Origin of the sequence: Pseudomonas edaphica, from assembly GCF_005863185.1 — a bacterium.
GTDB classification, from domain to species: Bacteria; Pseudomonadota; Gammaproteobacteria; order Pseudomonadales; family Pseudomonadaceae; genus Aquipseudomonas; species Aquipseudomonas edaphica.
Genome location: NZ_VBVZ01000002.1, coordinates 1 through 15,433 on the forward strand (window position 1 = coordinate 1; position 15,433 = coordinate 15,433).

8 protein-coding genes are annotated in these 15,433 nt (G+C 63.1%); 4 read left to right on the top strand and 4 right to left on the bottom strand.

Annotated features, from left to right (window positions below; genetic code table 11):
* On the bottom strand, positions 1–7,754 hold a 7,754-nt coding region (locus tag FEM54_RS00215; RefSeq protein WP_138448956.1), incomplete at its 3' end, for a non-ribosomal peptide synthase/polyketide synthase.
* A gap of 51 nt (positions 7,755–7,805) precedes the next feature.
* On the bottom strand, positions 7,806–8,558 hold the full coding sequence (locus FEM54_RS00220; protein WP_138448958.1) for a thioesterase II family protein: 753 nt from the start codon (positions 8,556–8,558) through the stop codon (positions 7,806–7,808).
* A 300-nt stretch (positions 8,559–8,858) separates the two neighbouring features.
* Here FEM54_RS00220 and FEM54_RS00225 point away from each other — a divergent pair, with 300 nt between their 5' ends.
* Positions 8,859–9,410 carry an RNA polymerase factor sigma-70 gene (locus tag FEM54_RS00225; protein ID WP_005789991.1) on the top strand — a complete coding sequence of 184 codons (552 nt, stop codon included), beginning with the start codon at positions 8,859–8,861 and terminating at the stop codon, positions 9,408–9,410.
* Between the two features lie 76 nt (positions 9,411–9,486).
* Here the strand turns inward: FEM54_RS00225 and FEM54_RS00230 are convergent, their stop codons facing one another.
* Together FEM54_RS00230 and FEM54_RS00235 are read right to left on the bottom strand one after the other, a co-directional pair.
* The gene (locus FEM54_RS00230; protein ID WP_138448960.1) at positions 9,487–10,275 is read right to left on the bottom strand and encodes a substrate-binding periplasmic protein; all 789 of its coding nucleotides are present in this window, start codon (positions 10,273–10,275) and stop codon (positions 9,487–9,489) included.
* Positions 10,276–10,368: 93 nt separating this feature from the next.
* Positions 10,369–10,992 carry a TetR/AcrR family transcriptional regulator gene (locus FEM54_RS00235; protein WP_017134980.1) on the bottom strand — a complete coding sequence of 208 codons (624 nt, stop codon included), beginning with the start codon at positions 10,990–10,992 and terminating at the stop codon, positions 10,369–10,371.
* Between the two features lie 153 nt (positions 10,993–11,145).
* Between FEM54_RS00235 and FEM54_RS00240 the strand changes: the two genes are divergently transcribed.
* The 3 genes from FEM54_RS00240 to atuC are packed head-to-tail and all read left to right on the top strand — an operon-like array spanning position 11,146 to position 15,426.
* Positions 11,146–12,924, top strand: a complete 1,779-nt coding sequence (locus FEM54_RS00240) for an acyclic terpene utilization AtuA family protein (RefSeq protein ID WP_138448962.1) — start codon at positions 11,146–11,148, stop codon at positions 12,922–12,924.
* Between the two features lie 12 nt (positions 12,925–12,936).
* Positions 12,937–13,809, top strand: a complete 873-nt coding sequence (locus FEM54_RS00245) for an SDR family oxidoreductase (protein ID WP_138448964.1) — start codon at positions 12,937–12,939, stop codon at positions 13,807–13,809.
* 3 nt (positions 13,810–13,812) lie between these two features.
* Positions 13,813–15,426, top strand: coding sequence for a geranyl-CoA carboxylase subunit beta (gene atuC / locus FEM54_RS00250; protein WP_017134977.1), 1,614 nt, complete (start codon positions 13,813–13,815; stop codon positions 15,424–15,426).
* The last annotated feature ends 7 nt before the right edge of the window (positions 15,427–15,433 follow it).

Here is a 15,433-nt window from a genome sequence, read left to right on the forward strand (position 1 = left end):
TTTTCACCCAGCTCGATGCGGAAACCGCGAATCTTCACTTGATGGTCGATACGGCCCAGGTACTCCACCAACCCATCGGCGCGTTGGCGCACCAGGTCGCCGGTGCGGTACAAACGGCCGCCATCGGCAGCAAACGGATCAGCGACAAACCGCTCGGCCGTCATGCCAGGACGTTCGTGATAACCCTGGGCCAGACCGGCCCCGCCGACATACAGCTCACCGGTCGCGCCTTGGGGCACCAGCGCCAGATCGGCGTCGAGAATATAGGCCACGCGAGCGCCGATGATGCTGCCGATCGGCACGCTGGCGGCGCCTTCTTCCAACACGTGCGGCGCCAGGCTGGCCAGCGGCATCACCACGGTTTCGGTCGGGCCATAGGCGTTGAAAAATAGCTCGGGCTGGAACACCGCACGAATCCGCTGCAAGTGTTCGCCGGTCAGCGCCTCGCCGCCGGTGATGCACATGCGCACCGGCAAAGTCTGTTGCCGGGTCGCCAGCCATTGCGCCAATTGGCTGCCGTAGCTTGGCGTGAAGCCGAGGATAGTGATGCCATGGGCACGGATCAGTGCGCAGATTTCTTCGGCATCCCATTGGCCTTGGGCGCGCAACACCACCTGCGCACCGCTGAGCAGCGGCACCAGTAGACGCTCGGTGGCGGCGTCGAAGTTGATGGAGTAGAAGTGCAGCTCGCAATCATCCGCGCGCATGCCAAAGCGCTCGATCACCGCCTGGCAATGCATGGCGATTTCACCGTGGGACACCACCACGCCCTTCGGCTTGCCCGTGGAGCCGGAGGTGTAGATCAGGTACGCCTGATGTTGCGGCAGGCTGATAAAGGGCGGCTCGGCGGCAGGGTAATTGGCCAACACCGGCAAGTCATCTTCCAGGCACCAGCACGCGACCGTCGCCGGCAATTCGCCAAGGGCTTCGAACATCGCCGCATCACTGAGCAGCAGGCCGATGCCACTGTCTTCGATCATGTAGTGCAGGCGGTCGAGCGGGTATTCCGGGTCCAGCGGCACATAAGCGCCGCCAGCCTTGAGGATCGCCAGCAGGCCGATGACCATTTCCAGCGAGCGCGGCAGCGCCAGGCCGACCCGCACCTGCGGGCCAACGCCGCGCTCACGCAGCATCCAGGCCAGGCGGTTGGCGCGCTCATCCAGTTCGCGATAACTGAGCGTGACCCCGGCAAAGGTCAACGCCGCTGCATCGGGGCGGGCCAATGCTTGTTGGCTGAACAGCGGGTGAATGCACTGATCCAGGCGGTGTTCACCCGCCTCGATACCCAGGCTGCTCTGCAAGGCGCGCTGCTCAGTGGCCGTCAGCAAGGGCAACTCGCTCAGACGCTGTTGCGGGTTGGCGATCAACGCTTCCAACAGGTTTTGCCAATGTGCGGCCATCCGCGCAATACGCGGCTCGTCGAACAGATCGGTGCTGTAGGTCAGGCAGCAACCCAGCCGATGGTCGAGGTCGGTGACTTCCAGGTTGAGATCGAACTTGGTCGCCCGCGCATCGTTGACCAGGTATTCGACGGTCATGCCCGCCAGTTGGCGGCTCTGCTGGAATTCCCAGCGCTGCACGTTGCACATCACCTGGAACAGCGGGTTATATGCCGCGCTGCGCGATGGTTGCAGGGCTTCCACCAGATGATCGAATGGCAGGTCCTGGTGAGACTGGCCTTCGATCACGGTATGGCGCACCTGCTCGAACAACTCGGCCACATTCATCTGCCCATTGAGCTGGCAACGCAGCACCTGGGTGTTGAGGAATGCGCCGATCAGCCCTTCGCTTTCCGGGCGAATGCGGTTGGCCACTGGCGCGCCGATGCGCAGGTCGGTCTGGCCGCTGTAGCGGTAGAGCAGAACCGCCAGGGTGGCGGTCATGGTCATGAACAACGTCAGGCCACGTTCGGCGTTAAAGGCGCGCACGCGAGCGGCCAAGTCATCGCTCAGGTCAAAGCGGTACAGCTCGCCCTGATGGCTTTGCACCGGCGGCCGTGGGCGGTCGGCGGGCAGTTCGAGCAAAGGATGCTCATGGCCCAGTTGCGCAGTCCAGTAGTCCAGTTGGCGTTGGCGCTCGCCAGCCTCCAGCCACTGGCGCTGCCACACGCTGTAGTCGAGGTATTGCACCGCCAGCGGCGCCAGCGGCGAGTCGCGTTCGTCGATAAACGCCTCGTACAGCGCGCCGAGCTCACGGGCGAAGATGTCCATGGCCCAGCCTTCGGTGACGATATGGTGCAGGGTCAGCACGAAGTAGTGCTCTTGCTCGCCGGCCTTGACCACGCAGGCCCGCAACAGCGGCCCGGTTTCCAGGTTGAACGGCGTGTGAGCTTCCTGATCGGCGAAATCTTGCAGGCGCTGCTGACGCTCGGTTTCATTGAGCGCGGAGAAATCCTGCCAGCCCATGCGCATACCGGTTTGCGGTGAGACCTTTTGGTACGCCACGCCATCGACGCTCGGGAAGGTGGTGCGCAGGGTTTCGTGACGCATGATCAAGGCTTGCAACGCCGCCTCAAAACGCCCCACATCCAGCACGCCGCGCAGACGCGCCATGCCGCCGACGTTGTAGGCCGGGCTGTCGGGCTCCATCTGCCAGAGGAACCACATGCGCTGCTGGGAATAGGACAGCGGCACCCGCGCGCTGCGGTCGACCCGGGCGATAGCGGTTTGCTGATTGCGTTGGCCCGAAGCCTGGATCGCGCCCACTTGCTCGGCAAACGCACCCAGCTCGCTGGCTTCGAACAAGCTGCGCAACGGCAACTCGACGTCGCAGGCCTGGCGGGTGCGGGAGATGATTTGCGTGGCCAGCAACGAGTGGCCGCCGAGGGCAAAAAAGTCGTCGCGCAGGCCGATACGTGGCAAGCCCAGCACTTCGCGCCAGATCGCGGCAATCTGCTGCTGCAACGGCGTTGCAGGCTCGATGTGCTCGCGGGTTTGCCACACAGGCTCTGGTAATGCGCGGCGGTCGAGTTTGCCGCTGGGGCTCAGGGGCATGGCGTCCAGACGCATCAGCAAGGCGGGCACCATGTACTCCGGCAACTCGGCGGCCAAGGCGGTTTTTACCTCCTGCTCGGTAAGCTTCGCAGGCGCGGTGTAGTAACCGATCAACTGCGCATCACGCACCAGCACCACGGCTTGGGCGATGCCGTCCAGCGCCAGCATCCGGGCTTCGATTTCTTCCGGCTCCACACGGAACCCACGCAGTTTGACCTGTTGATCAAGGCGGCCGAGGTATTCGAGTACACCCTCGGCGCCCCAACGCACACGGTCACCGGTGCGATACAGGCGTGTGCCGGGTGCGCCCAACGGGTCAGCCACAAATCGCTCGGCGGTCAGCCCGGCGCGGCCAAGATAACCGCGCGCCAGGCCGATGCCGCCGATGCACAGTTCGCCCGGCACACCGGCCGGTAATGGGTTGAGTTGCTCATCCAGCACGCGGCAGATCACATTGCCCAGCGGCCGGCCGATGGGCGAGCGTTCGCCATCCGCAACCTGGCAATGCCAGTGGGTCACGTTGATCGCGGTTTCAGTCGGGCCGTACCGGTTGTGCAGTTGCACCGCCGGCAGCTGCGCCAATACGCGGTTACGCAGCTCGGCAGGCAAGGCTTCACCGCCGGAGAACAGACGCCGCAGGCTGGTGCACTCAGTCACCAACGGCTCATCGATAAACAGCTGCAGCAGCGGCGGCACAAAGTGCAGCGTGGTCACGCCGTGTTCCTGTACCAGTTGCGCAATGCGGTGCGGATCGCGATGTTCGCCAGGGCCGGCCAGCACCAGGCGGCAGCCGCTGATCAGTGGCCAGAAGCACTCCCACACCGATACGTCAAAGCTGATCGGCGCCTTTTGCATCAGCACATCGGTGTCGTTGAGTTGATAGGTGGCCTGCATCCACTGCAAGCGCTCGGCCAGGGCCGCATGGGTATTGCCCACGCCTTTGGGCTGGCCGGTGGAGCCGGAGGTGTAGATGACGTAGGCGAGGTTGTCGCCATTCAAGTGCAGGCCCGGCGCCTGGGTCGGCCAGCTGTCCAAGTGCAAGCTGTCCATGGCGATCACGCACACGCCTTCGGTGGCCGGCAGCAGTTCAAGCAGTGAGGTTTGGCTCAGCAGCAGGTGCACGCCGCTGTCCTTGAGCATGTAGGCCAGGCGGTCGGCGGGGTAATCCGGATCGAGCGGCACATAGGCGCCACCGGCCTTGATGATTGCCAGCAGACCGATCAGCAGCTGCGGCGAACGCTCGGCGGCGATGGCCACGCACACATCCGGGCCGACGCCCTTGTCACGCAGGTAGTGGGCCAGGCGGTTGGCCTGGGTGTGCAGTTGGGCGAAGGTCAGGCTGCCGCCTTGCCAGACCAGTGCGGTGTTGTCAGAGATCTGTTGGCTGAGCAGCTCGGGCAGCCACTGCCGGGCCGGGGCACACGGGGCTTCGCTCCATGGCTGCTGCTCGTCTGTGTGCATCAGCTTGAGGTCGCCGATGGCGTGCTCCGGCTGCTCGCACACCGCGTGCAGCAGGTTGATGAAGTGCTCGGCGAGGCGCTGGATGGTCGCGCTGTCGAACAGCTCATCGGCGTAGTCGAACGCCAGGCTCAAACGCCCGTTGCGGTCTTCTTCAGTGTGCAGTTGCAGGTCGAACTTGGCTTCGCGACTGTGCCATGGCAGCTCATCGGCAAGCATGCCCGGCAAACGTCGCAAGGCGCTCAAGTCACGCTGCTGGTGGTTGAACATGACCTGGAACAGGCCTTGCTCGCGGGCCTGGGGGAAGGCTTCCAGCAATTGTTCGAAGGGCAGGTCCTGGTGAGCCTGGGCGCCCAGCGCAGCCTGGCGCGTGGCAGCCAACAGCTGATTGAATGGCAGGCGCCCGTCCAGCTCAACGCGCAGCACCAAGGTATTGATGAAGAAGCCAATCAAGCCTTGGGTTTCCTGGCGCGGACGGTTGGCATTGGGCACGCCGATACGGATATCGCGCTGGCCGCTGTAGCGGTAGAGCAGGCTCTGGAACGCCGCCAGCAACAGCATGAACGGTGTGGACTCATGGGCTTGAGCGGCCTGGCGAATGGCTTCGCTGAGCGCTGCGTTCAAGCGCACGCTATGGCGCGAGGCACTGTGGGTGTGCTGCGCAGAGCGTGGATGGTCGGTGGCCAGGCTCAGGGCCGGGTGCTCATCACCCAATTGCGCCTGCCAATAGGCCAATTGCCGCTGGCCTTCGCCTTCGGCCAGCCATTGACGCTGCCAACTGCCGTAGTCGGCGTATTGCAGGGCCAGTGGCGGCAGTTCCAGGGTTCGGCCTTGAGTTGCGGCGGCATACAAACGCGAGAATTCGTCGATCAGAATGTTCAGCGACCAACCGTCGGCGATGATGTGATGCAAGGTCACCAGCAGTTGGTGATCTTCATCGTCCAGGCGCACCAGCGTCACCCACAGCAACGGGCCTTTTTCCAGGTCGAACTGGGTGCGCGCTTCGTCTTCACGGATCTGCTGCGCGCGGGCTTCGCGTTCGGCGCTTGGCAGGTCGCTGAGGTCGATCACTTGCAGCTCGAAACCGGTGTTTGCCTCGACGCGCTGGAAGGCTTGGCCATCGCGTTCATAGAAGCGCGTGCGCAGGGCTTCGTGGCGCTGGATCAACTGCTGGAAGCTCGTGCGCACCGCATCTTCGTCCAGCTCGCCGCGCAACCGCAGGGCGCCGGGGATGGTGTAGGCGCTGCTGTGCGGGTCCAGTTGCCAGGTGATCCACAGGCGGTTCTGTGCCAGGGATTGCGGCAAGTCTGCCTGGCGTGACAAGGCCTGGATCGCGCCTTGGGCAATGCCGCCGTCTTGCTGCAATTGCGCCACATTGGCGGCGAACGCCGAAAGCGTCGGCGCCTCGAACAGCAGGCGCAGGTTCAGCTCCAGGCCCAGGCTTTCACGCAGGCGCGCGACCACCTGGGTGGCGGTGATGGAGTTGCCGCCGAGCAGGAAGAAGTGGTCATCGGCCGCCACGGTTGCGACCTGCAACTGCTCGCACCAGATCGCTGCAATCTGTTTTTGCAGCTCGGATTCAAGCAGCGCATCACTGGCCTGGGCTTGCAGACTCGGGAACTGCGCATAGCTGTCGAGGCTGCCATCGGCATAACGAAGCGCGCACGCCGAACGCTGCACCTTGCCGCTGGAGGTCTTGGGCAAGCCACCGGGGTTGAGCAACACCACCACGCTCGGGGCTTCTTGATAGGCCTCGGCCACCGCCTGGCGAATCGCCTTGATCAAGGCCTCCGGCGGCAGGATTTTCTGCACGCTGCGGCTGACTTCTGCGGCAATGCCGATGCCTTCCAGGCCTTGGTGATTCACGGCAAACGCCGCGACCCGGCCTTTGCGCACCACTTCGACTTCGCGCTCGACGGTCTGCTCGATGTCCTGCGGATACAGGTTGTGGCCGCGCACGATCAGCAGGTCTTTGAGGCGACCGGTGATGTACACCTCGCCGTCGCGGATAAAGCCCAGGTCGCCGGTGCGCAGCCAGGTGCGACCTGCGTGTTGTACAAAGGTCTTGGCGCTGGCCTCGGGGTTGCGCCAGTAGCCGTGGGCGATGCTGGGGCCGGCGGCCCAGAGTTCGCCGACACGGTTGTCGGGCAATTCGGTGAGTGCGTGCGGATCGGCGATCAGCACCGCGTGTTCCGGCTGGCTCGTGCCGCAACTCATGATCGCGCTGCCCTGCCCCGGTTCAGCGCGGTTGGCGGCCAGCGCCTGTTCATCCACACGCAACGCGGGGATGCCTTGACCACGGGTGCCACCGGCGACAAACAACGTCGCCTCGGCCAGCCCGTAGGAGGCGAAGAAATTATTCGAGGTGAAACCACAAACGGCAAACTTCTCGGCGAAACGTTCCAGGGTGTCGAGGCGGATCGGCTCGGAGCCCGAATACGCCACGCGCCACTTGCTCAAGTCCAGGCGTTCCAGCGCGGTTTCACTGACCCGCTCGCTGCACAGGCGATAGGCGAAATCCGGCCCGCCGCTGATGGTGCCGCCGTATTCGCTGATCGCTTCCAGCCAGCGCAATGGGCGGCCGAGGAAGTACGCCGGCGACATCAACACACAGGGCACGCCACTGAAGATCGGTTGCAGCAAGCCGCCGATCAGGCCCATGTCGTGGTACAGCGGCAGCCAGCTGACGATCACATCATCCGGGTGCAGATCAATGCCGAAGCCGCGACGGATCAGCACTTCGTTGGCCACCAGGTTGCCGTGGCTCACTTGCACGCCCTTGGGTAGCGCGGTGGAGCCGGAGGTGTATTGCAGGAAGGCGATGTCGTCCGCTTGCAGTTCGGGCTCGACCCAATTGCCAGCGGCCTGCAGGGTATCGACGCTCAACACCGGCGGCGCGTTCTCGATCTGCGCCAGGCCGTCGGCGAGGCTGGCGATGGTCAGCAGCAGGCGCGGCTCGGCATCGCTGATGATCGACAGCAGCCGCTCCTGATGACGGCGCTTGGTCGACTCCGGCGGATAGGCCGGCACGGCGATGACCCCGGCGTACAGGCAACCAAAGAACGCCGCGACGTAATCCGGGCCGCTGGGGAACAACAGCACCGCACGGTCGCCCAATGCCGCATTGGCCTGCAAGGCGGCGGCGATGGTGCGGGCGCGTTGGTCGAGGTCGCGGTAACTGAGCACAACGCTGTCGGCGGCGGATTCGGCCAGGAAGCGCAGGGCCACCTGGTCCGGGGTCTGCGCGGCGCGGTGTTGAAGGGACTGGACCAGGGTGCGGGGAAGTTCGAAGGCGTCCATCATGGGGTTCCTGCCTGAAATCGGCTTACGGGAAAATCGGGAATTAGGGCCGTGCTAAACGGCAGCCAGTTGGCGCGCCGCATCATTGCGCCAGCGGGCCAGGTGCTCGTCGGCATAGCGGCGCAGGCAGCGCAGCACCGCGCTTTCGTGCTGCACGAGGAAGAAGTGGTGGCCGTCGAACATATCCAGGGAGAAGCCACTGGCGGCATCCAGTTGCCAGTCGAGCAACTGGTCGGCGCGGACACTGTCCTGCTTGCCGCCAAACACATGGATCGGCATGCCCAGTGGCGCGCGCTCGCCATAGCTGAAGCTGCCGCACAGCACGAAGTCGGCACGTAGAATCGGCAGCATCAACTGCATCAATTCCGGGCTGCACAGCGCCTCTTCGGCGGTGCCCTGCAGTTCGCGCAGGCGGGCGATCAGTTGTTCATCGGTCTTTTCGATGGCGTATTCGCTCACATCGCGGCGCGCCGGGCCGGCGGTACCGGAAGCAAATAACGCCAGCGGCGCAGGCAGATTGCGTGCTTTCAATGCATGCGCCAGTTCAAATGCCAGCAGGCCGCCCAGGCTGTGGCCGAACAAGGCATAGGGGCTGCCCAGGTCACGACCGATCTCGTCGGCAAGCTGCGCGGCCAAGGTTTTGATATCGCGCTGCAACGGCTCATCCATGCGCATGCCGCGGCCCGGCAATTCCAGCGGGCACACCTGCAACCAGTCAGGCAGAGCCCGGCGCCAGCGTGCATAGACCATCGCGCTGGCCCCCGAATAGGGCAGGCAGAACAGGCGCAATCGCGTGGAAACGCTCATTGATCGCGGTCTCCAAACTGAAAAACGCTGCCTGCACGATAAAAACCCATTTCGCCCTCCTGCGGGTGCTGATCCTTGGCCGTTGGCTAACGGGCCTGTCACCCAGAAGAACGGACGGCCCGGGCAAATAATTAGTCGCCGGGAGCGAGGGAGGCGTAGTTCACATCGAACAAGAAAGCATAAGATTAGTTCGTCTTCTCATTTGACAATCATTATCATTAAGCATAATTTGTTGCCCGATGTGTAGGAGGCCTCAGCAAGGACGCCCTCCCCTAACTCTTTCGCGACAAGGTGATTTCCATGACGGAACAAGTATCCACAGGCAGGTGCGACTCACCCCTTTTGCAGGCATTCGTCGACAATCGACTTATTTTGGTGAAGATCGCCGCCCGGATTACCGGTTGCCGCTCGCGCGCCGAAGACGTCGTGCAGGACGCCTACTTTCGGCTGCAATCAGCGCCGACCATCACCTCGTCGTTCAAGGCTCAATTGAGTTATCTGTTCCAGATCGTGCGCAACCTGGCGATCGACCACTACCGCAAGCAGGCCCTGGAACTCAAATATTCGGGGACGGAAGAGGAAGGCTTGAATGTGGTCATTCACGGCGCTTCACCGGAAACTTCGCATATCAACTTCAACACCCTGGAAAACATCGCTGACGCCCTGACGGAGTTGCCCCAGCGCACCCGCTATGCGTTCGAGATGTACCGCCTGCACGGCGTGCCGCAAAAGGACATCGCCAAGGAGCTGGGCGTTTCCCCAACCCTGGTGAACTTCATGATTCGCGATGCGCTGGTGCATTGCCGCAAGGTGTCGGGCAGCCATAGCGATACGTTTGCACGCAGGGTGTGAAGCTGTAGAGATATGTGGCGAGCAGGCTTGCCCCAACAAGCCAGGTGGCCACAACAGGCCTGCTCAACGCAGATAATCAGGGCACCGGCCTCACATCAATGCGATACGGCTCGAAGATCTTCAACATCTCCCCGCTCTCACGCAGGTGCTTGAGCAACTCGGCGAACGCCGCGCCGGTGATCGGCGCTTTGGGCCGTACCAGCGCGTAGTGGTGATACACCTGGTCAATCCGCTCCGAGACCAGGAACTGCCCGGCCATGTCCGCATTACGCACCATGAAGTCGCTCAGGTACGAACGCGTGACCAGCGCAATATCGGCACGCCCGCGCGCCACCATCAGCAGGTTGCTGTCATGGGAGTAGGTCAATGTGGCGTTGAAGTGTTCGGCCATGTTCTTGGGGTCGGGGTTGAAACCGGCAAAGGCGTAGTGATAACCGCTGAACACTGCAAGGCGCTTACCGGCGAGGTCGGTGAAATAGCTTTGGTCGCGGCCGGGCTTACGTTGGGTGACGAAGATTTCTGCATCTTCCAACCCCATGTCGACACTGGTGTGGGGAATATCCTGCCAACCCCAGTCGGGGTTTTCGAAGATGGCCATGTCGACCCGACCTTGCTCGAAATCACGAAAGCGCCGTGGAATCGAAGTCGGCACCAACACAAACTGGTAGTCGGTTTGCGCAGCGTTCAGGGCTTCGACCAGTTGCGGCAACAAACCGGTATCAGCGCCCTGCTCGGGCCGAACGGTGTAGGGCTGGAAGTGCGCGGCGCCGATCCTGACCAATTGCGCGGCCGACGCCGGCAGCCACCACGCAGTGCCCAGTGCCCATATAGTCAGTCCTGCAGCCAGCCGCCATGGCGAAAACATTGAGGCACACACCGTTTAACACTCTGATGGCAATAAGCTAGGCGTTTTTGTCAGGGGAGACAACTTTCCGTCGGCAAATTAATAGCTTGCGCCTCAATCAGCTTTAAGCACCATCAACAGCGCCTCCTCGGCCAACTGCTCGAGGGTCAGGCTGCCTTCGGCGCGAAACCAGGTGGTGGTCCAGGACAAGGCGCCGGTCAGGAAGCGTCGAGTGATAAACACATCGCCCCGGATGTAACCCGCCGCCTTGGCCTCGCCCAGCACCTGCAGCCAGATATCCTCATACACATCGCGCAACGCCAGCACCTGGGCCTGGCCCTCGGCTGACAGCGAACGCCACTCGTAGACCAACACCGCCATCGCCTCACCACTGCCGCCCATGATCGACTGCAACTCGCAGCGGATCAGCGCCAGCACGCGCTCACGCACGTTGCTGGCCTCTTCAAGTGATGCGCGCATCATCGCGGTGTTGTAGTGGATGGTTTCCTCCATCACGGCACGCAGGATCTCGTCCTTGCTCTTGAAGTGATGAAAGATACTGCCGGACTGAATACCCACGGCACTCGCTAGGTCACGCACGGTCGTGCGCTCGAAACCCTTGTTGCGAAACAGGTGAGCCGCGGTTTGCAGCAACTTGCCCCGGGCACTGTCGGGGTCGGTCAACTGGCCGCCGTCGACCATGGTGCGCATCACCCGCAGGGCTTTTTGCTCATCCATGCTGCTCTCCTTCATCTCTACTGACGTCTTGGGCGGCAATTTAGGCCGTGGCCGCCAGCCAAGCAAGCGCTTGGGCAAAACTTATATCAACCGTTTACAAACCAAGCGCTTGCTTGGTAGTCTCGACACCAGCCATCAGAGGAAGGATTTCTCATGAGCAAGACGGTTCGTATCGGCTGCGCCAGCGCCTTCTGGGGCGACACCTGCACGGCTGCCGCCCAATTGGTGCACGGCGGCGCCCTGGATTACCTGGTGTTCGACTACCTGGCGGAAGTCACCATGTCGATCCTTGCCGGTGCGCGGATGAAAGATCCCCAGGCCGGTTACGCCACCGATTTTGTCGAGGTGCTCACGCCGTTGCTGGGGGAGATCCAGCGCCAGGGCATCCGCGTGGTCAGCAACGCCGGCGGCATCCACCCGCACGCCTGCGCCGCCGCCCTGCAAGCGGCCTGCGACAAGGCCAGTGTGCCGCTGAAAATCGCCGTACTGCTGGGCGACGACCTGCAACCTCAACTCAAGCAATTGCACAACATTACCGATATGTTCAACGGCGCGCCCCTGCCGCCGATGTGCGTTTCGGCCAACGCCTACCTCGGCGCACCCGGCATTGCTCAGGCACTGGCGCTGGGCGCCGATATTGTGATTACCGGGCGCGTGGTCGACAGCGCCGTGGTCAGCGCCGCCTTGGTGCATGAATTCAACTGGTCGTGGCAGGACTACGACCGCCTCGCTCAAGCTGCGCTCGCCGGGCATATCATCGAATGCGGCGCGCAGTGCAGCGGCGGTAACTTCACTGATTGGCGTGATGTACCGGACTACGAGCACATCGGTTTTCCCATCGTCGAAGTCAGCGCCGACGGCCAATTTACCGTGAATAAAGTCGCCGGCACCGGTGGGCTGATCAGCGAACTCAGCGTGGCCGAACAGTTGCTGTATGAAATCGGCGACCCGCGCGCGTATTTACTGCCCGATGTGATCTGCGATTTCAGCCAGGTCAAGCTGCAGCAACAAGGCCAAAACTGCGTGCGCCTGCACGGCGCCAAGGGTTTACCGCCCACCGACCAGTACAAGGTCAGCGCCACTTACCCCGACGGTTTCCGTTGCACCGCCAGTTGCCTGATTGCCGGGATCGACGCGGTGGCCAAGGCCGAGCGAGTCAGCCAGGCGATCATCAACAAGACCTCGGAACTGTTCAGCCAACGCGGCTGGGCGCCTTACACCGAGGTAAACATTGAACTGCTCGGCAGCGAAGCCACCTACGGTGCCCACGCCCAGCGCCAGGATTGCCGCGAGGTGGTGGTGAAATTGGCGGTACGCCACCCCAGCAAGCAGGCCTTGGTGCTGTTCGCCCGCGAGATCGCCCAGGCGGCGACCGGCATGGCACCCGGCTTGACCGGCATTGTCGGCGGGCGACCGACCGTGTACCCGCTGATCCGGCTGTTTTCATTCCTGGTCGACAAATCATCCTGCGCACCGCAGGTCGACTTCCAAGGCGCGCGGCACACCGTTGCGTTGCCTTCATCAGCGCCGATGCGCACACCCGCCGCGCCGATTGATCCACCCAAACCCGAAGGCCGCGCGGACGCCAGTGTGCCCCTGGTGAAACTGGCCGTGGCGCGCTCCGGCGACAAGGGCAACCACAGCAATATCGGCGTAATCGCCCGCCACCCCGACTACCTGCCTTGGATCGCCGAAGCGCTGACCCCGGAGGTGATCGTCGACTGGATGAGCCACGTGCTCGACCCACTTCACGGCCGTGTCGAGCGCTGGTACTTGCCCGGCAGCCACAGCTTGAATTTCCTGCTGGAAAACGCCTTGGGCGGCGGCGGCATCGCCAGCCTGCGCATCGACCCGCAAGGCAAGGCCTTCGCCCAACAATTGCTGGAAATCCCCATCGCCGTGCCGCAACACATAGCCGATCAACTCTCCTAAAGGACCGTCGCCGTGGCCTTCGACTCGATCTTCAAAGCCGACCTGTTCCAGGGGCAAACCGTGATAGTCACTGGCGGCGGCAGTGGCATTGGCCGCTGCACTGCCCATGAACTGGCGGCCCTTGGTGCCAGTGTGATACTGGTGGGGCGCAAGCCGCAAAAGCTGCAACAGGTGGCCGCCGAAATCGCCGAAGACGGCGGCACCGCGCACTGGCTGGCCTGCGATATTCGCGATGAAGAAGCAGTGACAGCGCTGGTCACGCAGATCATCCGCGAGCATGGGCCGATCCATGGGTTGGTGAACAACGCCGGCGGTCAATACCCGTCGCCACTGGCTTCGATCAATCAAAAAGGCTTTGAAACCGTACTGCGCACCAACCTGGTGGGCGGTTTCCTGATGGCCCGTGAAGTGTTCAACCAGTCGATGAACAAGCACGGCGGCGCCATCGTCAACATGCTCGCCGACATGTGGGGCGGCATGCCCGGCATGGGCCACTCGGGTGCTGCACGCTCAGGCATGGACAACTTTACCAAGACCGCCGCTTTCGAATGGGGTTACGCCGGTGTACGCGTCAACGCCGTGGCGCCGGGCTGGATTGCGTCCAGCGGCATGGACACCTACGAAGGCGCGTTCAAGGCAGTGATCCCCACCCTGCGTGAGCACGTGCCGCTCAAGCGCATCGGCACCGAATCGGAAGTCAGCGCGGCCATCGTGTTTTTGCTCAGCCCCGCCGCCGCGTTTATCAGCGGTAGCACCTTGCGCATCGACGGCGCTGCCAGCCTGGGCAGCCGCGCCTGGCCGCTGCACAAGGCGCAGCCGCCGAGCGAGCCGTTCAACGGTTTCCACCGCGCCTATTTACCCGATGTGCTGAAGACGGAGCACTGAACCATGCCGGTGATTGAAAGCCTGATCGACGCCCACAGCCCACAGTTCGCGCACAACCGTGAAGCCATGCTGGCAAGCATCCAACAGTTGCGCCAACTGGAGCACAACCTGCTCGCCAAAGCACAGGAAGCCAAACCCAAGTTCGACAAACGCGGCCAGTTGTTGCCCCGCGAGCGCCTCAACCTGCTGCTGGACCCCGGCGCGCCGTTTCTGGAATTGGCCAGCCTGGCCGGCTACAAACTCCACGATGACAAAGACGGCAGCGCGGCCGGAGGCGGCTTGATCGCCGGTATCGGCTACGTCAGCGGCGTACGCATGCTGGTGGTGGCCAACAACAGCGCGATCAAGGGCGGCACCATTTCGCCGTCCGGCCTGAAAAAATCCCTGCGTCTGCAACAGATCGCCATGGAAAACAAACTGCCGGTGGTGACCCTGGCGGAAAGCGGCGGTGCCAACCTCAATTACGCCGCCGAGATTTTCGTCGAAGGCGCACGCAGCTTCGCCAACCAGGCGCGCATGTCGGCCATGGGCTTGCCGCAGATCACCGTGGTACACGGCTCGGCCACGGCGGGCGGCGCGTATCAACCGGGGCTGTCGGATTACGTGGTGGTGGTGCGCGGCAAGGCCAAGCTGTTTTTGGCCGGGCCGCCGCTGCTCAAGGCCGCCACCGGCGAAGTCGCGACTGATGAAGAGCTGGGCGGCGCCGAGATGCACGCGCAAACCGCCGGCACGGCCGAGTACCTGGCGGAAAACGATGCCGATGGCGTGCGCATCGTGCGCGAAATCGTCAGCCTGCTGCCGTGGGATGATCGCCTGCCACCCGCTCCACAACGGGCTTACAAGGAGCCGCTGTATCCTATCGACGAGTTGCTGGGGTTGATCCCCGATGACCCGAAAAAGCCCTACGACGTGCGCGAAATCCTCGCACGCCTGGCCGACGGCTCGCACTTTCTGGAGTTCAAAGGCGAGTTCGACGCCCACACCGTCTGCGGCCACTTGCATATCCAGGGCCGCGCCGTCGGTGTGATCGGCAACAACGGCCCCATCACCCCCAAGGGTGCGAGCAAGGCGGCGCAATTTATCCAACTGTGCGACCAGAGCCGCACGCCGCTGCTGTTCCTGCACAACACCACCGGCTTTATGGTAGGCACCGAGTCGGAGCAACAAGGCGTGATCAAGCACGGCGCGAAGATGATTCAGGCGGTGGCCAATGCGCGGGTGCCTAAACTCACGGTGGTGGTCGGCGGCTCTTATGGCGCGGGCAACTATGCAATGTGCGGCCGTGGCCTGGACCCGCGTTTTATCTTCGCCTGGCCCAACAGCCGCACGGCGGTGATGGGCGGCGCGCAAGCGGGCAAGGTGCTGCGCATCGTGACTGAGGCCAAGCAATTGAAGGACGGTCTGGTGCCCGACCCCAAGGTGCTGGACATGCTCGAACAGGTCACCGCGCAGAAACTCGACAGCCAGTCCACCGCCCTCTATGGCAGCGCCAACCTGTGGGACGACGGGCTGATAGATCCACGCGATACCCGCACGCTATTGGGGTTCTTGCTGGATATCTGCCACGAGGCCGAGGTGCGCCAACTGCAGCCCAACAGCTTTGGTGTAGCGCGCTGATCGTGCC